The following is a 20,757-nucleotide window of genomic DNA, read 5'->3' as shown; positions in this document are numbered from 1 at the left end:
ATAAAATTGAAATTACGTTCTGTTACATTTCGAGGGGATTTATTAGCATATTGTGTAGCGGAATGTATTTTTAGATACAATTAATAAAAAATTAAGAAAATTAATCAATTATAAGTAGGGTGCTTAATATCATTAATAAGGTCAATTTAAAGGCTGAATGTGAATTGAAGATCGGCGTTAAAGATTCTTGAACTTAATTTTTTGATGAGAAAAATTGAAAGCGGGAAAGGTAGTTACAAGCCCTTACGCTAGCTACAAAGTCGATGTGTTTGCTCATAGAGTATTGCCAAATAAATATCTTTTTACAATATTTAAAATAGAGCAAAGGTTTAATATTTTTTTTAATTGCACAATTGTGGTGCATAAATGTGAGTATATTTAAAGTGTCTATGGTTCAACTGGATAATACAAGAATAGAACGTGATTTGTTGGGAGCAAAGGAAAGTTCCCACAGCATGTTATTACGGCATTCATACTTTACGTGCTTTAGAGAATTTTCAAATCTCTAATCAGAAAGTCGGAAATCATCATCATTTTATTCGTGCTTTGGCACAGGTTAAAAAAGCTTCGGCACAAACCAATTTAAAATTTAGCAAGATTTCTGAACAAGTCAGCCACGCGATTCAGTTTGCATGTAATGAATTAATCGAATCTCCAGAAAAATGGAGTCATGCTTTTCCTTTAGATGTTTATCAAGGCGGAGCAGGTACCTCTATTAATATGAATACCAATGAAGTACTGGCCAATATTGCATTAGAGCATTTGGGTTTTCATAAGGGGCAATATGATCATATTCACCCGAATGATCATGTCAATAAATCGCAGTCGACCAATGATGTGTATCCTACGGCTTTACGTTTAGCGACTTATTATAGTTTGGATGATCTTTTAACCCAGATTCAAAAGCTGATTGATACTCTACATATAAAGGTTGCAGAGTTCCAGTTTGTTTTAAAAATGGGCCGCACCCAATTACAGGATGCAGTTCCGATGACTTTGGGACAAGAGTTTCGTGCTTTTGCAACGTTATTAAAAGAAGATATCCGTTTAATTCAGCGTATCCGCGAACTTTTACTGGAAGTGAATTTGGGTGCTACCGCTATTGGGACGGGAGTGAATACCCCGAAAGGCTATGCGAATGAAGTCATCCAGTCTTTGCATAAAATTACCGGACTCAACTTAATTGGGGCGGAAGACTATGTGGAAGCCACCAGTGATTGTGGCGTCTTTATTATTTTATCGAGTACGCTTAAACGACTTGCAGTGAAACTTTCAAAATCTGTAACGACTTGCGCTTGTTGAGTTCGAGTCCACGTACCGGTTTAGCCGAAATTCGCTTACCTGAATTGCAAGCCGGCTCATCAATTATGCCTGCCAAAATCAATCCGGTGATTCCTGAAGTGGTGAATCAGATTGCTTATAGAGTGATAGGGAATGATTTAACGGTAACCATGGCTGCAGAAGCCGGGCAATTACAGTTAAACGTGATGGAACCGGTCATCGCGATTGCAATTAATGAATAAATTGAATTGTTGACACAAGCCATTTCGAGTTTGGATCACAAATGTATTCAGGGCATTCAAGCTAATGAGCAGGTGTGTTATGACGCAGTAATGCGAAGTGTGGGTATTGTGACTTTACTCGATCCAATTTTAGGACATGCCAAATGTGATGAAATTGGCAAGCAATGTATTGCGGAAAACAAGACTATTCAGCAGGTCGTCTTAGAGCAGGAATTACTGACCCAAGAACAGTTAGATGAAATCTTTGCCTTTAGCAATCTGGTTTCAGAAGTGACCGCACAACATGAGCTTTTCGCACAAGTGAGTTAATTCGCTCTGTGCAAAAATTTAACCGCCAGATGAGCAAAAAGGCAGTAGGTTAAAATCGCTGCCTTTTTTATGAAAAATAATGCTGAAGATAAAGCAGCGCAGGGTTAAAATAGTCATGATTTTTTAATCATTGTAATGCTTATGTTGAATAAACTCGCTGGACTATTTACAGGTTCAAGACTGTTTAAAAGTTCCAAGCCATCTGCTGAACAACTTTTTCTAGAAGAAAATGATATCCGGTTCCATCCAGAACAGGGCTATATCGTCGATGGTGTTGTGGTTAATGAACTGTCAGAACGGCTGTCGTATTTCTCCAATCGAAAATTAACCCAGTTTGACGATTTAAAAGCTTTATATTCCGCTGCCATGATTATCAATGAAAAAATTGATCTGGAAATTGTCAGCCAGCGTTTTGTAGCACGATTAGGTAACACCGAAGAAAACCTGTTGCAATTAAAGCAGATCATTCAAAAGCTGAATCACTATTATCGTAATTTCTTACTCGAAAAATGATTGGAAAATAGGGTCTAAAGACATCCTATCTAAAAGGATTTAGATGGAAAAATCGGTTGCATATAAAAATAACTCAACCGGGAAAAAACCCATGCTAATATACTGCTCATGTCATTTAGACCAAAAGCTATATACATGTTCCAACAAGAAATCTCCCAATTAAATCTGCAGCAATTAAAAGCAGGTGAAAAACGCTGGGTCGGTAATTTACAAGGCTCATCTGCATCTTTATTGTTCAAAGAAATTGCCACGCAAAATAAGCAATTGTTCATTATTGTTGCCAAAAATAATCAGCACTTGGGTCAGTTGGAAAGTGAATTAGAGTTTTACGGCATAAAACCGACCATTTTCCCGGATTGGGAAATTTTGCCTTATGACCGTTTATCGCCCCATCAAGATATCGTGTCAGAGCGTCTTTCAATTTTATCGAATATGCCAAAGCAAGGCGTATTGCTTTTATCTGCATCGACTTTGGTACAGCGTGTTGCGCCAACTTCTTGGGTGTTGGGTGAACATTTCGATATTAAAGTGGGTCAAAAGTTTGAACTGGAACAACAAAAACTGCGCTTGATTCAGGCGGGTTATCATCTGGTCGATACGGTTTACGATCATGGTGAGTTTGCGGTACGCGGCAGCATTATGGATATTTATGCATCCGGGCAAAATTCACCGATCCGTATCGATTTGTTTGATGATGAAATTGAAAGCTTAAAATTCTTTGACCCTGAAACCCAAAGAACCACCCAAAATTTGCAACAGTTTTCGGTATTGCCTGCCAAAGAATTTCCACTTAAAGAAGGGCGTGTGACTTTCCGTGACCGTTATGCAGAGAGTTTTCCGAACGCAAATCCTAAGAAAAATCCGGTATATCAAGATGTCTTAGAAGGAATTGCTTCTCCAGGGCTGGAATTTTATTTCCCTTTATTTTTTAGCAAAGAAGCGATGCAAACACAAAGTACCCTGATGGCGTACTTACCTAAGAATGGCATTGTCATTACAGATAAGCATCTGGACGAAAATTTAACCAGTTTTTGGAAGGATGTGGTTCGACGTTATGAAGACCGTCGCCATAATATTGATCATCCCATTTTGCCGCCAGAAGAAATATTCCTGCAACCAAATCAGGTTTTGGAACAACTGAATCACTTTGCCAGAATCATTGCATCTTCAGAAGAGTTTGTAGATAAAACTGGGGGGCTTAATCTTAATACCGAATTGCCCCCACGTTTACCCGTAGATCCAAAACAAGAAAAACCATTTTCCGCGGTTAAAAAATATATTGATGCTGCAAATCATCCGGTACTGTTAGTCGCTGAAAGTGCCGGACGCCGTGAAACCTTAAAAGATGCTTTGCGTGCCGCTTTGGGTGATATCCCCAATGTCGAAAATTTTGCAGAGTTTAGAAAATCCCTCCATGCCATCGCCATTACCAGCGCGCCACTTGATCGTGGTCTGGTAATTCCAAATCACCTTACCGTGATTTCTGAAAATCAGCTTTATGAACATCGGGTAGTCCAGCGCCGTCGTAAACGCCAACAAGAAGTTTCGGAAGAGTTTTTAATCCGCAGTTTAACCGAGCTGAGTATTGGTGCACCGGTGGTGCATATTGATTATGGTGTGGGGCGTTATGCGGGTTTGGTTACTTTAACTATTGATGATCAAGATCATGAATTTTTACAGCTGGATTATGCCGATGCTGCCAAAGTATATGTTCCAGTCACTAACTTACATTTGATCAGCCGTTATAGTGGTGGTGATCCCGATTTAGCGCCATTACATAAATTAGGTACCGATGCCTGGAATAAAGCCAAGCGTAAAGCCCTAGAGCAGATTCATGATGTCGCCGCAGAATTATTACATATACAGGCTCGTCGTCAGGCAAAACCCGGGTTTAGTTTTGAACTTGAGCAAAGCCCATATATGCAGTTTGCCAGCGGCTTTGCTTATGAGGAAACTCTAGATCAAGCCAATGCGATTGAAGCGACATTGCATGATATGCAACTGGCCAAACCGATGGATCGTCTGGTCTGTGGTGATGTTGGTTTTGGTAAGACTGAAGTGGCAATGCGAGCGGCATTTTTAGCAGTACAAAATAATAAGCAAGTCGCGGTTTTAGTACCCACGACCTTATTGGCACAACAGCATTATGAATCCTTTAAAGATCGTTTTGCCGATTGGCCGATTCGGATTGAAGTGCTTTCGCGTTTTGGTTCCAATAAAACCCATTTGAAAATTATCGAAGATTTAGCCAGTGGCAAAGTCGATATTGTGATTGGAACGCATAAAATCTTGCAGGAAAGTATCCAATTTAAAAACTTGGGCCTGATGATTGTCGATGAAGAGCATCGCTTTGGGGTACGCGATAAAGAACGGATTAAAGCCATGCGCGCCGATGTCGATATGCTGACCCTGACTGCAACCCCAATCCCGCGCACCTTAAATATGGCATTTAGCGGTATGCGTGATTTATCTATTATTGCCACGCCACCGGCCCGTCGTTTGGCAGTCAAAACTTTTGTGCAAGAGCAAACCAGTGAATCCATTAAAGAAGCTATTTTGCGTGAATTGCTTCGTGGTGGGCAGGTTTACTTTTTACATAATGAAGTCGACAGTATTGAACGCGCTGCAGCCAGTGTTCGCGAGCTGGTTCCTGAAGCACGTGTCGCGGTTGCGCACGGACAAATGCGCGAGCGTGAACTGGAGCAGGTGATGCAGCAGTTCTATCATAAAGAATATAATGTCTTGGTCTGTTCAACCATCATTGAGACTGGGATTGATGTGCCAAATGCCAACACCATTTTGATTGAGCGTGCAGACAAACTGGGTCTTGCACAGTTACATCAATTACGTGGTCGTGTCGGGCGTTCACACCATCAAGCCTATGCATATCTATTAGTCCCTTCAATTAAAGGTTTGAAGGGAGATGCTGAAAAACGTCTGGATGCCATTCAGCGTGCATCGAATTTAGGTGCCGGTTTTATGTTAGCCACTGAGGATTTGGAGATTCGTGGCGCGGGTGAACTTCTAGGTGAGCAACAAAGTGGTTCGATGCACGCGATCGGTTATAGCCTGTATATGGAAATGCTTGAAAAAGCGACTAAAGCCATTCAAAAAGGTAAAACACCGAATTTTGATGCACCGTTATCATTAACGGCTGAAATTAATCTACATATGCCAGCCTTAATTCCGGATGAGTATTTAGGCGATGTGCACCAACGTCTGATGTTCTATAAACGTATCAGTAATACCGACAGTCAGGAAAAACTCGATAATATCCGTATGGAATTGATTGACCGTTTTGGTGTGCCACCACAACCTGTGAAGCAGTTATTTGCAGTACATCAACTTCGTTTAAAAGCAGAACAGTTGGGGATTACCAAGGTTGATATCAGTTCACACGGCGGTCACATTGAGTTTTCACCTGATACCCCGGTACAGGCAATCAGTATTATTCAAATGATGCAAAAACATCCGACTTTTTTCCGTATGGAGGGTGGTCAACGTTTAAAAATCATGGTGATGCTGGAAGATTATCAGAAAAGAATTCAGTTTATTTCCGATTTGCTGGCGAGTTTGTTAAAAGAAATTCACTGATGAGAAAATGAGTGCATAAATATTATGCACACATTTCTTAATTCAGCCATAATTTAAAATTTATTGAAAAGAAATGCTTGAATTTTTAGAGGAATTTATTAAATTTGTCTACGCTCGAGTCTTCAAAGCAAATAGTGGTTTATTTGTAATGAAACACATTGCATAGAATATTCACGTCCCATTGGATGTGATAGTATTAGCCATCATTCTAATTTTGCATAATTTATAAAGATATGTTTAGTTTGCATCCACAACTTGCTCAAGATACTTTTTTTGTAGGCGACTTTCCACTGTCAACATGTCGTTTAATGAATGATATGCAATTTCCGTGGCTCATATTAATTCCGCGCGTACCGGGTATTAGTGAATTATATGAATTAAGTCAGGCTGACCAAGAACAATTCCTACGTGAATCTAGCTGGTTATCAAGCCAGTTGGCACGTGTATTCCGTGCAGACAAAATGAATGTTGCTGCTTTAGGAAATATGGTTCCACAATTACATTTTCATCATGTCGTGCGTTACCAAAATGATGTCGCTTGGCCAAAACCAGTTTGGGGCACACCTGCTGTTCCATATAGCAATGAAGTACTTTCACATATGCGTCAAACTTTAATGCTTGCGCTACGTGGTCAAGGTGATATGCCATTTGATTGGCGTATGGATTAATTCAAAGCAATTCAAAAAACCAGACAGGGAGTGTTTGGGGGAATACTGGGACCAGGAGTGATTGAGTGCCATTAGACGACTGGATTAGAAAAGAGCCGAGACAATTTGAATACTTTCATCGCTTGATGGGGTATATCATGTTGTCTTTACTGGTCATTGTCTATCATTACACTTCTTCTGATACGCATTATCAAATCTATGTTCCAGTATTTTTATTGTTTGTGTTACTGATTATCCCGAAGTTATCGAATGGCTTGCTGTACCGTTATAATTCAAGAATAAAACGCAGTCTGTTATTCCTTATTGATGTTATTGTTATTTCAGTTATTTTATCTGCTATTCACTTAAATCTGGTACTGACTTTTATTTCATTTTTTGCACTTCTTTATACTGCAATCAGTAATAAAATTTCATTTCTCATGGTGTCATTGGCGAGTCTTATTGGAATCGCAAATTTTTATCTGTGTAATATCTTCATTTTTGGATTAGGTGAGTATTTTGAACAAACCACAGGCGAATTAACTGTCTTGGGTTTTATTTGCCTCATCACTTATTTTGGCGTGGGAAGTTTTTACCAGCGTAGTCAAATTCAGCATATTACTGATCGTAAAGCTTATTATTATGAGCAAATGAATCGCTATATGGAGTTTGCCAACCAGCTCAGCCGTTACGCACCAGTACAGTTGTGGCAATCGATCATGAAGGGTGAGTCGGAAGCCAAAATTGAATATAAGCGTAAGAAAATGACCATTTTCTTTTCAGACATTCAAGGTTTTACCGAGCTCTCTGAAACCCTTATCCCGGATGACTTGGCATTCTTGCTGAATGACTACCTAAGTCATATGACAGAAATTGCGAAACAGTATGAAGCGACTGTCGATAAGTTTATGGGAGATGCAATTCTTATTTTCTTTGGTGATCCGATTTCTCAAGGTGTTGAACAAGATGCAAAAACTTGTTTAGACATGGCGATTGATATGCGTCAGCAAATGAAATTATTAAGAGAGCGCTGGATTAAAATGGGCTATCCTGCTTTACATATTCGTATGGGGATTAGTACGGGATATTGTCACGTTGGAAATTATGGCGCGGCTCACCGTATGGCATATACCATCGTTGGACGTGATGCAAATTTGGCGGCGCGTTTGCAAAGTGCGGCAGAAGTAGATGAAATATTAATTTCTGATGATACTTATAATTTAATTAAAAATGATTATTTGTGTGCACCTAAAGCACCAATTAAGCTGAAAGGTATTCAAGGGCCAGTCAGCACTTGGCAAGTGATGGAAAAATATACTTCACGTAAATCGGATTATCAGCGCTGGTTTGATTATGAATATAAAGGCTTTCATTTATTGCTGAATCTGGATGAAGTGCAAAACTACGAATATCCAGAGCTAATCAATGTTCTGGAAAAAATGATCAAACGTATACAAAAACAGCAAAAAATGACTAATTCTCAAGGTATTGTAAAACTAAATTTAGAAGATGAAATAATTGAAGATCAGAAAGATGAACAATATCAATAAGCACCATTTCTATTCAATTCCAGATAAAAATATAACAAATGCATAAAAAAACCACGCTTAGCGTGGTTTTTTATGCATCTTTAAATCAATTAATGATTTTCAGAAGCATGATTGATCGTGTATTTCGGAATTTCAACTTCCAAATCTTCATCCACAATTTTTACTTGGCATGAAAGACGTGAGTCAGGTTCAAGACCCCAAGCGCGATCAAGTAAATCTGCTTCAACATCAGTCATTTCTTCCAGGCTGTCAAAACCTTTGCGAACCACAATATGACAAGTGGTACATGCACAAGACATGTCACAGGCATGCTCAATCTTGATGCCATTTTTCAATAAACTTTCACAGAGATTGGCATTCTGTTCGACTTCAAACTCAGCACCGTTCGGGCAAATTTGCGCATGTGGAAGAACTTTAATACGTGGCATAATTTTTACCTATTTATTCGGGTGAGTTTGACCAATCATCAAGTTGAGTGCCTTTAAGCGCAGCATCAATATGTTGATTCATACGTGCTGCAGCAAAGGCATCACTATGTGTTTTAAGCTGTTGCACTGCTTGTTCAATAGCCTTGATATTATTGCTGGCTAATTGGCTTTCAAGTTGAACTTTGGCTTGTTCTAAAGCAACAAGTTGTTCAGCGCTAAGCAGGTTTGAATCAACTTTTAATGCTTGGATGAGTGCTTCAAGTTCACGTTGTGCTTCAACTTTGGTTTCTTGCAAGTGACGAAGATTTTTATCTTCTTCAGCAAATTTAAAACCTTCAATCAATAAGCGTTCAGTATCAGAATCCGATAAACCATAAGAAGGCTTAATATCAATTTGAGCGTGCACGCCAGAGGTGGTTTCTTTTGCTGCAACAGTCAGTAAGCCATCTGCATCCACTTGGAAAGTCACTTCAATACGTGCTTGGCCTGCAGTCATCGGTGGAATGCCATGTAAGACAAAACGGCCTAAACTGCGACAGTGTTCAACCAGATCACGCTCACCTTGTACCACATGAATCAGCATCGCAGTTTGACCATCTTGATAAGTGGTAAACTCTTGACGACGTGCTACAGGAATGGCGGTATTGCGTGAAATAAGGCGCTCAACCAGACCACCCATGGTCTCTAAACCTAAAGAGAGTGGGGTAACATCCAGCAGCAATGAGCCATCTTTACTATTGCCAATCAGCTGATCTGCAGTAATGGCAGCACCAATAGCAACCACTTCATCGGGATTAATGGTGCATAAAGGTTCTTGACTAAACACATCGCGAACAGCTTTTTGTACCGCATAAGAACGGGTTGATCCACCGACCAGAACAACGTTTTGAATGTCATTAAGCTCAAGTTTGGCATCACGCATTACGCGTTTGCATACGCTAATGGTTTTGTCTAAAGCAATTTTAATGATGTCTTCAAAGGTTGCACGTTCTAAAGTTAAAACCTGATTTAGCGCCTGAAGTTCAACTGATTCTAACTCTGTTAATGCTTCTTTGGCGTTACGTGCAGCAACCATCAGATGTGCATGTTCTGCATCATCCAAGGTTTCAATATTAAGCTGTTTCTTTGCCCATTTCACAATTAAGCGATCTAAATCGTCACCACCAAGAGCAGTATGACCACCCGTAGCTAAAACTTCGAATATCCCTTGGGCAAAACGCAAGATAGAAACGTCAAAAGTACCACCCCCTAGATCATAAATTACATAGTTGCGGTCAGAAGCTAAATTGCTTGCTTGATCTAGCCCGTAAGCTACCGCAGCAGCAGTCGGTTCATTCAGTAAACGTAGAACATTTAAACCCGCGAGTTGGGCTGCATCACGAGTGGCCTGACGTTGAGCTTCATCAAAATAGGCAGGAACAGTAATTACTGCACCATTAATTGGATTTTTTAGACTTCCTTCAGCACGCGCTTTTAATTGTTTTAAGATTTCAGCCGAAATTTCAACAGGAGTTTTACGACCTTGGTGAGTTTCAAAAGCTGGCATTTGGTGATCTTCACCTACCAGTGTATATGGATGCTGGAATTTAATATCCGCCTTTGAACGACCCATAAAGCGCTTAACAGAGGTAATAGTATTTTTAGGGTCACTGGTCATGAATGCTTTAGCTTCATCACCATATTGGGTGGCTTCATCTGCATAATGCACAATCGATGGAAGTAACACACGACCTTGTTCATCGTTAAGAACTTTAGCTTTGCCTGATAAAACCGTAGCCACTAAAGAGTGTGTTGTACCTAAATCGATACCAATGGCAATACGGTGTTCATGGGGCGCACTTGATTGACCGGGTTCTGCAATTTGCAAGAGAGCCATTGGGTTACATCCTTTGAACGTCTAAAAGTAGAAATAAATTAAAAATCATCGTCAAGATCGAAAGAATCATCATCTAAAAAGCGATCTTCAGCTTTATCGATATCTGCCATAACTTTCTGGAAAAAACGTAATTTACGTACTGTATCGCGTGCTTCTGCCCAATCTTCTTCAGTATAGTCAATTTTAAATTCACGAACCAAACTGTCAATCCATTGTTGGACTTCGTGTTTAAGTGAAATCAAATCATCACTGGTATGAGCTTCATCTAGTTGTTCACGAATTTCTAACGCAGATTGTAAAAAATCAAAATCGCTGATGGACTGATCAAGCAGATGATCCTGTTTTTTTAACGAAAGCAGATATCCCGCACGACTATCAACTTGAGATAAGACTTTAAAAGCCTGATTGATTTCACTTGATTTAATCAATGCCTGATCTTTGTCTTCAGCTTTATCGGGATGATATTGTTGCTGCAATTTTAAAAATTCATTTTTTAAAGCTGCTAAATCAATATCGAGTGCTACAGGAAGATTGAACAACTCAAAATGATTCATGGGAGATTTGATCCGCGAAAGTTCTATAAAAATTACTGCACATATAAATGCAATTAAAACAGTGTATTGTACACTGTTTTAATGCTTTACAAGAGAATGAAAGGTGCTGATTAAACAGTGAAAGATTCACCACACCCACATTCACCCTTTTTATTGGGGTTGTTAAATTCGAAGCCTTCATTCAAGCCATTTTTCACATAGTCCATTTCTAAACCTTCTAAATAGACACTGCTTTTAGGATCAATGAAAACCTTAACGCCAAACTGTTCAAAAGTTTGATCATGTTCATCAATCTCATCGACGAACTCGAGTACATAGGCCAAACCAGAACAGCCTGAAGTTTTCACGCCAACGCGAATGCCTTCACCCTTACCGCGATTTTTTAAGTAATTGCTGATATGAGTTGCAGCATTTTCAGTTAAATGAATCATGAAAACTCCGTTATTCCTTATTCAAAACTTAAAGCGATTAAGCTTTAGCTTTTTTGCTGCGGTAGTCTTCAACAGCAGCTTTAATAGCATCTTCAGCAAGTACAGAACAGTGTACTTTTACTGGAGGAAGCGCGAGTTCAGTTGCAATATCAATGTTTTTGATTGCTTGTGCTTGGTCTAAAGTTTTACCTTTAAGCCATTCAGTGACAAGTGAACTTGAAGCAATAGCAGATCCGCAACCATAAGTTTTGAAACGTGCCTGTTCAATTACACCGTTGTCATCCACTTGAATTTGAAGGCGCATAACATCGCCACAAGCGGGTGCACCGACCATACCTGTACCAACATTTTCAGCGTTTTTATCTAAAACACCAACATTACGGGGGTTTTCGTAATGATCAATTACTTTTTCACTATAAGCCATGATGCGTCTCCAAACCTCGGGGTCAGCCTTGATAAGTATTAATATGGGGGCATCTTACTGAAATTCTATAAGATGCCAAGAATAAATTAGTGTTCAGCCCACTCTACGGTAGAGAGATCTACACCATCTTTGTACATATCCCAAAGAGGGGAAAGATCACGTAGTTTTTGTACAGCAGCTTTGGTTACTTCAATTACATGGTCGATATCTTCTTCAGTGGTATATTTACCGAAGCTGAAACGAATCGAACTGTGAGCAAGTTCATCAGAAAGACCTAATGCACGAAGTACATAAGAAGGCTCAAGTGTTGCAGAAGTACATGCAGAACCCGATGATACAGCTGCATCTTTCAATGCCATCATTAATGATTCGCCTTCAACAAAGTTAAAGCTTACATTTAGATAGTTTGCAACATTGTATTCAGGGTGACCATTTAAGAACACTTGTTCTAAGCCTTGTAGCCCATTCCAAAGTTTGTCACGTAGTACACGCAGACGGTTCTGTTCAGATACCAGGTTTTTACCAGCAAGTTCAAAGGCTTCGCCCATACCTACGATTTGGTGGGTTGGAAGGGTGCCTGAACGCATACCACGTTCATGACCGCCACCATGCATTTGAGCTTTAAGACGAACACGCGGACTACGACGTACAAACAGTGCGCCCATACCTTTAGGGCCATAAATTTTATGAGCAGAAAAACTCATTAAATCGATTTTCATGGTTGAAAGATCAATTTCAACTTTACCGGCAGCTTGAGCAGCATCGACGTGGAAATAGGTTTTATTGGCGCGAGTGATTTCACCAATTGCGGCAACATCAGTCACGGTACCAATTTCGTTGTTCACCATCATCAGGGAAACAAGAATGGTATCTGGACGAATCGCAGCTTTAACCATATCAGGCGTAATTAAACCGGTTTTTGGTTCTGGCTCAATATAGGTGATTTCAAAACCTTCTTCTTCGAGTTCACGGCAAGTATCTAAAATTGCTTTATGTTCAATTTTACTGGTAATGATGTGCTTGCCTTTAGCGGCATAGAATTGGGCAACACCTTTTAATGCAAGGTTATCTGATTCAGTTGCGCCAGACGTCCACACGATTTCACGTGGATCTGCTTTAATTAAATTGGCAACTTGTTCACGTGCATATTCTACTTTTTCTTCTGCCTGCCACCCGTAAGCATGAGAACGAGATGCAGCATTACCGAAAGTACCATCGAATGTTAAGCACTCCATCATACGTTCTGCAACTTGAGGGTCTACAGGAGTAGTTGCTGCATAATCAAGATAAATCGGACGTTTCATGTCAAATACCTGTAACCGATAAAAGGGCTGAATCAAAACTTGGTGAATTTTGGCGGATTGCAACGGTTTGAACGTTGTCACGTGCTACAAGATCAGCAAGTGTAATTTTTGCTAAATAATCGGCAATGTGGTGGGAGAGTTCTTGCCATAAATCGTGAGTCAAGCACATTGCACCATTTTGGCAGTTGCCTTTATGGTCACAACGCGTTGCATCGACTGTTTCGTTTACAGCTTCAATAATTTCTAAGACAGTGATTTCATCAGCGCGACGAGCAAGATGGTAGCCACCGTTGGCACCACGTACGCTAGACACTAAGCCGTGACGCTTTAATTTCGCAAATAGCTGCTCAAGATAAGCCACAGAAATAGTTTGACGGGCTGCAATTTCAGCAAGCGTGATCGTTTGTTCAGTTGGCTGCAAAGCTAAATCAAGTAGAGCAGTCACTGCGTAGCGACCGCGAGTAGTAAGACGCATGATTCGATACACATGTTAAGACTAGATGTGTCGATTTTAAGAATCCTGACTAAAATAGTCAAGTTTTTTATTAGGCTTTAAGTTGTTTCGTTTTAGAAGAAAAAATGTATATTTATCCAAGCCATAAATTATACACTAATAAAACAATTAAAAGCACTGCCGTTACAATAAACGAAATATTAATTCTTTTCTGTTTTTGTTGAATACGGCGAATCCGGTTTTTATATTGTTTGACTTCAACCTCCAGGCTATTGATTCTGGAGCGTTGCAGGTCAATTTTTTCCAAAAGAGGCGCAATGCGCTTTTTTGAAGCGATAACATCTTGCTCATCAGTGGGTTCATTTAACCACTGCTTCCAATCTGATAAAACTTTTGGAAAACTAAAAAATAGAGCTAAATCGCGGAACTCATCTTTTAAAGTAAGGTCACCATCAATACGCATTTTTTTCAGACTGCGACGATTGGCAAACACAAAGACTTTAATTAAATCCATAAGGGTGGTGCGGATATCCAGATCAACCGCTTTTTCTGGCGCTTTTGTATCAAATAAAATTCCATGTTCAGTAAATTGAACGTAAAAATCAAAATAGGGTAAATAACTATTGATTTTAATCGCAACCTTTTGATCTATAAATTTTTTAGCTTGCAAACCAATAACGCGATCATGCTTCAAAATAAGGGTAAAAATCGTTTCAAGAACAATCATAACCATTGTTAGCAACAAATGCGGTTGAGTTTGACTTTGCTGCGATTCACTCATAAAACTTAATCCTTACCTGAAATAGAGCATCCTAGCTCGTAAAATATGTTTCAGGACTTTAAACCAAATACATAATAATCTTGCTTTGTAGAACAGTTTAACAAATCTATCAAGTATTTAATTTGCTATTATCAGTGTATTTTATGGATAAATATGTTTAGCAGTACATAAAACAATTGGGAGATAAGGATCAATGGATAAGCAGGCAAAAGATCAGGAAGATGAACAAAAAAAAATGGAAGATATTGATAGGAAAAAGAATAAATCGCGTGAAGGACGAAAATCGGGGTTGGATTTTCGTAAATATACCCAACAAATTTGGCTTGCAGGTTTAGGTGCTTTTTCACGTGCAGAAGAAGAGGGAAATAAATTATTTGACTCTTTGGTTAAAGTGGGAGAAGAACTGGAATCTAAAACTGCGGAAATTGCTGATCAAACTGTGGAAAAGGTGTCGGAGAAAGCCAAAGAGTCAGTTACGGATACTAAAGATAAAGTTGAGAAGCTAATTGACCATAGTGTGAACCATTCTTTAAACCGAATTGGTTTAGTAACGGTAAAGGATATTCAGCATTTAGAAAATCTCATATTACAATTACATAGCAAGGTTGATTTTTTAGTTGAAGAAAATAAGTTTCTAAAAGAGCAAATTGTAAAAAAATGAAACATTTTTGGTTTTTCTGCATTTTTCAACAATTTTTTTCGCATTTATTTTGCAGAAATCGATATCCAGAGTATTGCGTTTTGCCCTAAAGCATTGCTATAAAGGTGCTATGGAATCCTTAGACCTTAAATAAACGATATTAAGAGGACGTAATCTTCATGAATAAATCAGAATTAATCGATGCAATTGCAGAGAAAGGGGGATTGTCTAAGACTGATGCAGGTAAAGCCTTAGATGCAACAATTGCTTCAATTACTGAAGCACTTAAATCTGGTGATACTGTAACACTTGTTGGTTTTGGTACATTCAACGTAAAAGAACGTGCAGCACGTACTGGTCGTAACCCACAGACTGGTGCAGCTTTAGAAATTAAAGCAAGCAAAGTGCCTAGCTTTAAAGCTGGTAAAGGTTTAAAAGATTCTGTTGCTTAATCTTTTTTAAAGCCGATAAACGCGCCGCATTAGGCGCGTTTTTTTATTAATAGTGGCGATTTTCAGTTTTAACGCATTCATTCATTGTGGGTTTTCGGTTAAAATCGCTCACAAATAAAATATTGGAATACTTATGGAATCTTTTCGTAAAGTTATTAAGGGTTGGTTAGGCAAAGTTTTGCTTATATTGTTTTTGACCCCTTTAGCACTTGTAGGTATTGAAGGATATTTTAGTGGTGGCAAATCCGAAGACACAGCAAAATTAGTGAATGGCCAAGAAATTTCTAAAAAAGAGCTAGAAACACTGACGAAATCATTTAAAGACCAGTACCTGACTTATGCCAATGGTGACGAAACTTTATTGAATCAATCTTTTATTCAAAATAAAGCGATGGATACCTTGGTGGCGCGTACCTTGTTATTACAACAGGCAGAAGAGTTGGGTATTTCTTTAAGTGATGCACAGATTGAGCAAATGGTTGCCCAGCAACCAAATTTCCAAGAAAACGGTAAATTTTCTGAAAGCTTGTATGCAAACTATTTGCGTTCAGTGGGGATGACCAGCCAAGCTTTAATTGCAAATTTACGTCAAGACCATGCCTTAAAAATGCTGACTTCAACATTTATAGATTATGCTTTGGTCAGTAAATCAGATATTGAACAAATTGCGAATTTGCAAACTGAACAACGTACATTGCATCTTGCAAGCATTAAACTGGATGAATACAAAAAAAATGTAAAAGTAACAGCTCAGGAAGTTGCTACTTATTACAACAAACATCAAAATTCATTTAAACAAGTTGCAAGTGTAGATGTGGATTATGTGGTATTAACGCCAGCGAATGTTGCACCTGCCAATACGCAAGTCACAGAGGCGGAATTACAGCAAGCTTATGCAACATTTGTAGATGCGCAAAAGAAAGATGCTAAACCACTCGTGAAGCATATTTTAATTGCAGTAGATACTCGTTCAGATGCAGAAGCGAAGAAATTAGCTACTGAGGTCGCTGCGAAAATTAAAGCAGGGATGAGCTTTGCTCAGGCTGCTGCGCAATATTCAGATGATACTGAGTCCAAAGCCAAAGGCGGTGTGGTAGAGGCATATGCCAAAGGTGTATTTGGCGATGCATTTGATCAAGCGGTGGCTTCGTTAAAGTCAGCGCAAGTATCAGCTCCGGTTAAAACTCAGTATGGTTATCATTTAATTGAAACAGAAGCGGCAGCCATTAAGCTTCCATCATTTGAAACTGAAAAACCACGCCTGATGGCAGAATTGCAAAAGAACAAATCTGCAAATGCTTTTTCAGATACGGTAAATGGTCTGAATGAAATGGTCGTCGGTAGTGATGCGCTTGATGTTGTTGCTCAGGAAGTGAAAGGGGTTACTGTTCAATCAATCAGAGGGATGACTTTAGCGACTCAACATCCGGTACTGAGTGATGCGAATGTAAAAGTTAAGCTATTTAATGATGATGTGAAAAATGGTGACCGTAATGCTTCAAGCAGTATCCAGCTAGCGAATGGGGATACAGTTTGGGTAAAAGTACGTAATTATCATGCTGCCGGTGTGCAAACGCTGGCAGAGGCAACACCTCGTGTTAAAGCTAAACTGATTGAACAAAAAGCAGTTGATGCAGCTAAGGCGAAAATCCAAACGGCATTGAATAGCTTCAAGTCACAACCTGCCGCAACTGTATTAGCACAAAGTAAGATCGCATTTGAAAATGCAGGTGTATTTACCCGTTCACAAGGTCTGAAACGTGAGATTGAACGTGCTGCATTTAGTGTTCCCGCACCAAAAGCAGGCATGTGGTCAGTAACCACAGCTTCCTTGCCAAATGAGTTGGTGGTGGTTGCCGTGTCGAATGTAAATAAGACTACAGCTAATGCTTTAACAGATGATCAATTAAATGAATTGTCTAAGTTGTACCAGCAACTTCGTGGTCAACAAGAACTAGATGATTACACTCAATATCTCAAATCGCATGCAAAAATTAAATAATTCTCGATGAAACAAAAAAACCTGCGTTAACGCAGGTTTTTTTTATGGGCTAAACAAAGTTTTATTCAGCGCGTAGCTTAAGTTCATAGCCCGAGTATTTGCGAATATTAATAACACCTGTATCCAAAATCAGGTATTGACCTTTAATCCCGAATAATTTGCCACGAATAATCGGAGTTTTGTCCAGATTATGCGATTTGATTTTCTCAGGATATTCATTTACTGGGTAAACAAACTCACGTGGAAGCTCGCTTTCCATGATTTCAACAGTTTCGTTGAATTCCAGATTTTGACTAAATTCATCACGAATAGTCTGAATTTTTGGCGCAAACTCTTCAATCAACCGTTCACGCACTTCAATTAAATTTAAAGGTTCAGCTTCACCTTTGAGCAGTTTGCGCCAATCAGTTTTATCTGCCACCTGGGTCCCGAACATGATTTCCAGCTTGCCGGATAGACGACGTGAACCGACTTTCATAATCGGAAGGGCTTGGGTTGCACCTTGATCGAGCCAGCGAGTTGGCATTTGCCCCTGACGGGTGATGCCTACTTTTAATGCACTGGAATTGGCCAGATAAATAATATGCGGCTGAAAACAGACTTCTTGAGCAAAACTGTCTTGACGGCAAGTACCCAAATGATAATGACAGGTTTCAGGCTTCATAATACACATATCGCATGAAGCTTGAGTTTTAAAGCATTTAAAACAGTGACCTTGCGCATAGGATTTGGGTGTTTTATTGCCGCAGGAAACACAGTAAATATTACCTGTCCATTCGATTTCGACTTCTTGTCCCAGAGTGAAGGGAAGATCAATTTCAGCGCGATCTAATACAAATTTATATTCTACATTTGCCTTACAGGTCTGGTGATCAGTTACAATAGGGTCCTTTAGACCTGCATGCATTTTATGGCAAATGCCTTGTAGTTCCATGAAGAATACTCTCTCAAATAATAAGGATGCAGTTATGGCTGAACAAAATGTCATTGCTTCAATGCTAGACGATTTATCTAAAGAACCGCCTATTCAAACTGCATTATGTATTGGCCAGAATCTTGCACAATACGACATCAATCAATCAATTCAATGGCACTATTTTACCGTAACTGAGTTTTTAAATCTGCCTTTTACACAGCGCTATGACTTAGGTCTGGTATTGCTTGATTCACAAGAATTAATTCATATTTCTAATATTGAGAAATCACAATTATTGGTCAAGCTGCGCGATTTAATGGCGAAGAGAATTGTGGTGGTCAGTCAGTTGCAGGATGAAAAACTATTACGTGCATTAGGTTTTACCCAACTGATTGATAAAACCAAGCATGAGAGTGATTTTGCTTTATGGCAATTCAATATCCTGACTTATAAGCATGTACCGGACTGGTTTAATTCCAAGTTTTGGGCAAATCCTGAAAACTGGAATAAATTCCGCTGGTAAGACCGAGTTGTTTATATCTTTGCTAAATCTTGCAAAACTTAACAATTTGCCTTCATTGCTGCTTTTGAAAGCATCGTATGCTTTTATAGAGCTTCTATAAGGATAATATGATGACAAACCTAAGTAATATTGTAGAAATATTGGCAAAACAAGCTTTGGGTAATAATCAGCAAAATCAATCACAGAACCAATCGCAACAGGGTGGTTTGGGTGGGATTTTGGGTTCCGTGCTCGGGCAAATAAGTGCTAACAATACCCAACAGCAATCTCAACCCAACCAGCAATCCCAACAACATCAACAAAGTGGTTTAGGCGGGATTTTAGGATCAGTATTGGGACATTTAGGCGGTACACAACAAAGCCAGCCAAGACCGCAAACTGGCGGTTTAGGGGGGGGCGGTACAAAAACTTTATTGATTGCAGTTTTGCCGTTGGTTTTGGCATGGATTCAAAAGCAAGGTGGAATACAAGGCGCTCTGGATAAATTAAAAGGTTTGGGCTTAAATAAGCAGGTAGATGACTGGGTTTCAACTGGCCCGGGTGAAAATGCCAGTGTAGATCAGCAACAGGTTCAAAGACTGTTTGATGATCAAGAGGTAGAGCAAGTAGCACAGGAAGCACAAGTACCAAAACAGGATATTTATGGTGCAATTTCAAAAGTTTTACCGCAAATTATTGATTCTTTGACACCTCAAGGTGAGCAAACCAATAAACAGGAAGCCAATGATGATATTCAGCAAGTGATGAACTTGGTTTCTGGTTTTTTTAAACGTTAATATTTTTCTCTTTAAGGCCAGTTAGGTGGCTTACTTAACTGGTTTTTTATATTCTAAAATTAAATTTTATGGCTTGCTACCTGAATGTTAATGGTGATTTTCCATGCTAAAAAGCGAGTTGGACTTAGATATTTTTTTAGCAATATAGTGTGACTTTTTTAGTCGAATTAAAATAATCTGCGACTGAAATTCGAGTTCACCAAATTCCGGCTCAACTTGAACATAATGCAGCTGACCAAAGCTATCTCTAACCCGTGCTTGTGCAGAAAAGCCAGGACGGGCATTACCACTTGATATGGTTGCCAGGCGCCCAAGCAAACTGACTTGTTGTCTGGTAAAGGTCGGCTTAATGACTTGATCAAGACAATGGATCATAAACACGGTGAAGAAAATTGCAATGATGAGGGCAGGAATGATTAAGTAAAAAGCGGGTAAAAATTCCTGTTGTTGGGTATACACACAAAGTTGAAGAAAATAGCCTGAAAAACTGAAGTTCATCAGTAAGAACACCACTATTAGTGTTTTGGAGAAATTCACATTCAGTAAGGGAGATTCAGAGAGCTTCTTTGGAGACAGTTTCTTTAGATATTGAGTAGGACGAATATTAAAATAATAGCCAATGGTTTCTGCCATGCTGAGTAAAACTAAAGCAAATAAACTTAAATGAAACGGGATTAAGTCATGGTTCTGTAAAAACTCAAGCATGGCAAGATTCCAATGGGCTGTACTCTATATTTATTCTTCGTTCAGGTAAATTCCACCGTCAGAATGCACATTGATTGCTACTTTTTCAAGTGATTGTCCCTGGCAAGGTCCAGAAATACACTCACCCGTTTCAACCAGAAACAGTGCTCCATGTGTAGAACATTCAATCAATTCCTGATCGCGGTCTAAGAACTGGTTTTCTAAAAACTCCAGTTCGACCTGTAAGTGCGGGCAGAGATTCTGATAAGCATAAAATGACCCATCACGCTGTGTAATGAAAATGGTATCACCATTTGGCGTTTCATAAGATCTCGCTTCACGTTCAGGAATTTCTTCCGTCATCGCAATTTTAATC

At 39.2% G+C, this 20,757-nt stretch carries 20 protein-coding genes and 1 pseudogene; 10 read left to right on the top strand and 11 right to left on the bottom strand.

Annotated elements, in window-relative coordinates; all coding sequences use genetic code 11:
- The first annotated feature begins 389 nt into the window (after positions 1-389).
- From aspA to E0H89_RS03215, 5 genes and pseudogenes are all read left to right on the top strand, one after another.
- Positions 390-1,832 (top strand): annotated as a pseudogene (gene aspA / locus E0H89_RS03235) (aspartate ammonia-lyase).
- A gap of 141 nt (positions 1,833-1,973) precedes the next feature.
- Entirely contained in the window at positions 1,974-2,345 is a 372-nt protein-coding gene (locus tag E0H89_RS03230; protein ID WP_131214403.1) for a hypothetical protein, read from the top strand.
- Positions 2,346-2,480: 135 nt separating this feature from the next.
- A complete protein-coding gene (gene mfd, locus E0H89_RS03225; RefSeq protein ID WP_131214402.1) occupies positions 2,481-5,939 on the top strand; it encodes a transcription-repair coupling factor in 3,459 nt (1,152 codons plus the stop codon).
- A gap of 233 nt (positions 5,940-6,172) precedes the next feature.
- Positions 6,173-6,607 carry an HIT domain-containing protein gene (locus tag E0H89_RS03220; protein ID WP_131214401.1) on the top strand — a complete coding sequence of 145 codons (435 nt, stop codon included), beginning with the start codon at positions 6,173-6,175 and terminating at the stop codon, positions 6,605-6,607.
- A 65-nt stretch (positions 6,608-6,672) separates the two neighbouring features.
- Complete coding sequence (locus E0H89_RS03215; RefSeq protein WP_131214400.1) at positions 6,673-8,136, top strand: adenylate/guanylate cyclase domain-containing protein; 1,464 nt, start codon at positions 6,673-6,675, stop codon at positions 8,134-8,136.
- Between the two features lie 89 nt (positions 8,137-8,225).
- On the opposite strand, the gene fdx is transcribed toward E0H89_RS03215, so the two are convergent.
- The 8 genes from fdx to E0H89_RS03175 form a co-directional block, all read right to left on the bottom strand.
- A complete protein-coding gene (fdx, locus tag E0H89_RS03210; protein ID WP_131214399.1) occupies positions 8,226-8,564 on the bottom strand; it encodes an ISC system 2Fe-2S type ferredoxin in 339 nt (112 codons plus the stop codon).
- Between the two features lie 13 nt (positions 8,565-8,577).
- Positions 8,578-10,440: a Fe-S protein assembly chaperone HscA gene (hscA, locus tag E0H89_RS03205; RefSeq protein ID WP_131214398.1), complete on the bottom strand. Its 1,863-nt coding sequence runs from the start codon at positions 10,438-10,440 to the stop codon at positions 8,578-8,580.
- Between the two features lie 38 nt (positions 10,441-10,478).
- Complete coding sequence (gene hscB, locus E0H89_RS03200; RefSeq protein WP_131214397.1) at positions 10,479-10,994, bottom strand: Fe-S protein assembly co-chaperone HscB; 516 nt, start codon at positions 10,992-10,994, stop codon at positions 10,479-10,481.
- Positions 10,995-11,104: 110 nt separating this feature from the next.
- The gene (iscA, locus tag E0H89_RS03195; protein ID WP_131214396.1) at positions 11,105-11,425 is read right to left on the bottom strand and encodes an iron-sulfur cluster assembly protein IscA; all 321 of its coding nucleotides are present in this window, start codon (positions 11,423-11,425) and stop codon (positions 11,105-11,107) included.
- Between the two features lie 37 nt (positions 11,426-11,462).
- A complete protein-coding gene (iscU, locus tag E0H89_RS03190) occupies positions 11,463-11,849 on the bottom strand; it encodes a Fe-S cluster assembly scaffold IscU (RefSeq protein WP_004651785.1) in 387 nt (128 codons plus the stop codon).
- A gap of 86 nt (positions 11,850-11,935) precedes the next feature.
- Entirely contained in the window at positions 11,936-13,153 is a 1,218-nt protein-coding gene (locus E0H89_RS03185) for an IscS subfamily cysteine desulfurase (RefSeq protein WP_131214395.1), read from the bottom strand.
- 1 nt (position 13,154) lies between these two features.
- A complete protein-coding gene (locus E0H89_RS03180; protein WP_131214394.1) occupies positions 13,155-13,628 on the bottom strand; it encodes an Rrf2 family transcriptional regulator in 474 nt (157 codons plus the stop codon).
- Positions 13,629-13,740: 112 nt separating this feature from the next.
- The gene (locus E0H89_RS03175; RefSeq protein WP_131214393.1) at positions 13,741-14,388 is read right to left on the bottom strand and encodes a hypothetical protein; all 648 of its coding nucleotides are present in this window, start codon (positions 14,386-14,388) and stop codon (positions 13,741-13,743) included.
- Between the two features lie 235 nt (positions 14,389-14,623).
- Between E0H89_RS03175 and E0H89_RS03170 the strand changes: the two genes are divergently transcribed.
- The 3 genes from E0H89_RS03170 (at position 14,624) to E0H89_RS03160 (ending at position 17,482) form a co-directional block, all read left to right on the top strand.
- Positions 14,624-15,049: a phasin family protein gene (locus E0H89_RS03170; protein ID WP_250697830.1), complete on the top strand. Its 426-nt coding sequence runs from the start codon at positions 14,624-14,626 to the stop codon at positions 15,047-15,049.
- A 158-nt stretch (positions 15,050-15,207) separates the two neighbouring features.
- Positions 15,208-15,480: a non-specific DNA-binding protein Hbs gene (gene hbs, locus E0H89_RS03165; RefSeq protein WP_004651791.1), complete on the top strand. Its 273-nt coding sequence runs from the start codon at positions 15,208-15,210 to the stop codon at positions 15,478-15,480.
- A 133-nt stretch (positions 15,481-15,613) separates the two neighbouring features.
- Positions 15,614-17,482 (top strand): SurA N-terminal domain-containing protein, encoded by a 1,869-nt coding sequence (locus E0H89_RS03160; protein ID WP_131214391.1) that lies wholly within the window; start codon positions 15,614-15,616, stop codon positions 17,480-17,482.
- A 61-nt stretch (positions 17,483-17,543) separates the two neighbouring features.
- Here the strand turns inward: E0H89_RS03160 and E0H89_RS03155 are convergent, their stop codons facing one another.
- The gene (locus tag E0H89_RS03155) at positions 17,544-18,416 is read right to left on the bottom strand and encodes a DUF2797 domain-containing protein (RefSeq protein WP_131214390.1); all 873 of its coding nucleotides are present in this window, start codon (positions 18,414-18,416) and stop codon (positions 17,544-17,546) included.
- A 34-nt stretch (positions 18,417-18,450) separates the two neighbouring features.
- On the opposite strand from E0H89_RS03155, the gene E0H89_RS03150 reads away from it, so the two are divergent.
- Both E0H89_RS03150 and E0H89_RS03145 read left to right on the top strand, forming a co-directional pair.
- Positions 18,451-18,921 carry a DUF6231 family protein gene (locus tag E0H89_RS03150; protein WP_131214389.1) on the top strand — a complete coding sequence of 157 codons (471 nt, stop codon included), beginning with the start codon at positions 18,451-18,453 and terminating at the stop codon, positions 18,919-18,921.
- 110 nt (positions 18,922-19,031) lie between these two features.
- A complete protein-coding gene (locus E0H89_RS03145; protein WP_131214388.1) occupies positions 19,032-19,697 on the top strand; it encodes a YidB family protein in 666 nt (221 codons plus the stop codon).
- Positions 19,698-19,784: 87 nt separating this feature from the next.
- Here E0H89_RS03145 and E0H89_RS03140 read toward each other — a convergent pair whose 3' ends face one another.
- Together E0H89_RS03140 and E0H89_RS03135 are read right to left on the bottom strand one after the other, a co-directional pair.
- Positions 19,785-20,402, bottom strand: coding sequence for an OB-fold-containig protein (locus E0H89_RS03140; protein WP_131214387.1), 618 nt, complete (start codon positions 20,400-20,402; stop codon positions 19,785-19,787).
- 30 nt (positions 20,403-20,432) lie between these two features.
- Complete coding sequence (locus E0H89_RS03135; protein WP_171255367.1) at positions 20,433-20,744, bottom strand: Rieske (2Fe-2S) protein; 312 nt, start codon at positions 20,742-20,744, stop codon at positions 20,433-20,435.
- Between the last annotated feature and the right edge of the window lie 13 nt (positions 20,745-20,757).

It is taken from the genome of Acinetobacter sp. ANC 3781, from assembly GCF_004331285.1.
GTDB lineage: Bacteria > Pseudomonadota > Gammaproteobacteria > Pseudomonadales > Moraxellaceae > Acinetobacter.
The sequence above is the reverse complement of the archived record's forward strand: the minus strand, read 5'-3'. Positions and strand labels throughout refer to the sequence as shown.

What these genes read in the sequence shown, in the direction of transcription:
- E0H89_RS03230 (WP_131214403.1), top strand. Translation starts at nt 1,974, where the DNA reads ATGTTGAATAAACTCGCTGGACTATTTACAGGTTCAAGACTGTTTAAA.
- mfd (WP_131214402.1), top strand. Translation starts at nt 2,481, where the DNA reads ATGTTCCAACAAGAAATCTCCCAATTAAATCTGCAGCAATTAAAAGCA.
- E0H89_RS03220 (WP_131214401.1), top strand. Translation starts at nt 6,173, where the DNA reads ATGTTTAGTTTGCATCCACAACTTGCTCAAGATACTTTTTTTGTAGGC.
- fdx (WP_131214399.1), bottom strand. Translation starts at nt 8,564, where the DNA reads ATGCCACGTATTAAAGTTCTTCCACATGCGCAAATTTGCCCGAACGGT.
- hscA (WP_131214398.1), bottom strand. Translation starts at nt 10,440, where the DNA reads ATGGCTCTCTTGCAAATTGCAGAACCCGGTCAATCAAGTGCGCCCCAT.
- hscB (WP_131214397.1), bottom strand. Translation starts at nt 10,994, where the DNA reads ATGAATCATTTTGAGTTGTTCAATCTTCCTGTAGCACTCGATATTGAT.
- iscA (WP_131214396.1), bottom strand. Translation starts at nt 11,425, where the DNA reads ATGATTCATTTAACTGAAAATGCTGCAACTCATATCAGCAATTACTTA.
- iscU (WP_004651785.1), bottom strand. Translation starts at nt 11,849, where the DNA reads ATGGCTTATAGTGAAAAAGTAATTGATCATTACGAAAACCCCCGTAAT.
- E0H89_RS03185 (WP_131214395.1), bottom strand. Translation starts at nt 13,153, where the DNA reads ATGAAACGTCCGATTTATCTTGATTATGCAGCAACTACTCCTGTAGAC.
- E0H89_RS03180 (WP_131214394.1), bottom strand. Translation starts at nt 13,628, where the DNA reads ATGCGTCTTACTACTCGCGGTCGCTACGCAGTGACTGCTCTACTTGAT.
- E0H89_RS03175 (WP_131214393.1), bottom strand. Translation starts at nt 14,388, where the DNA reads ATGAGTGAATCGCAGCAAAGTCAAACTCAACCGCATTTGTTGCTAACA.
- E0H89_RS03170 (WP_250697830.1), top strand. Translation starts at nt 14,624, where the DNA reads ATGGAAGATATTGATAGGAAAAAGAATAAATCGCGTGAAGGACGAAAA.
- hbs (WP_004651791.1), top strand. Translation starts at nt 15,208, where the DNA reads ATGAATAAATCAGAATTAATCGATGCAATTGCAGAGAAAGGGGGATTG.
- E0H89_RS03160 (WP_131214391.1), top strand. Translation starts at nt 15,614, where the DNA reads ATGGAATCTTTTCGTAAAGTTATTAAGGGTTGGTTAGGCAAAGTTTTG.
- E0H89_RS03155 (WP_131214390.1), bottom strand. Translation starts at nt 18,416, where the DNA reads ATGGAACTACAAGGCATTTGCCATAAAATGCATGCAGGTCTAAAGGAC.
- E0H89_RS03150 (WP_131214389.1), top strand. Translation starts at nt 18,451, where the DNA reads ATGGCTGAACAAAATGTCATTGCTTCAATGCTAGACGATTTATCTAAA.
- E0H89_RS03145 (WP_131214388.1), top strand. Translation starts at nt 19,032, where the DNA reads ATGACAAACCTAAGTAATATTGTAGAAATATTGGCAAAACAAGCTTTG.
- E0H89_RS03140 (WP_131214387.1), bottom strand. Translation starts at nt 20,402, where the DNA reads ATGCTTGAGTTTTTACAGAACCATGACTTAATCCCGTTTCATTTAAGT.
- E0H89_RS03135 (WP_171255367.1), bottom strand. Translation starts at nt 20,744, where the DNA reads ATGACGGAAGAAATTCCTGAACGTGAAGCGAGATCTTATGAAACGCCA.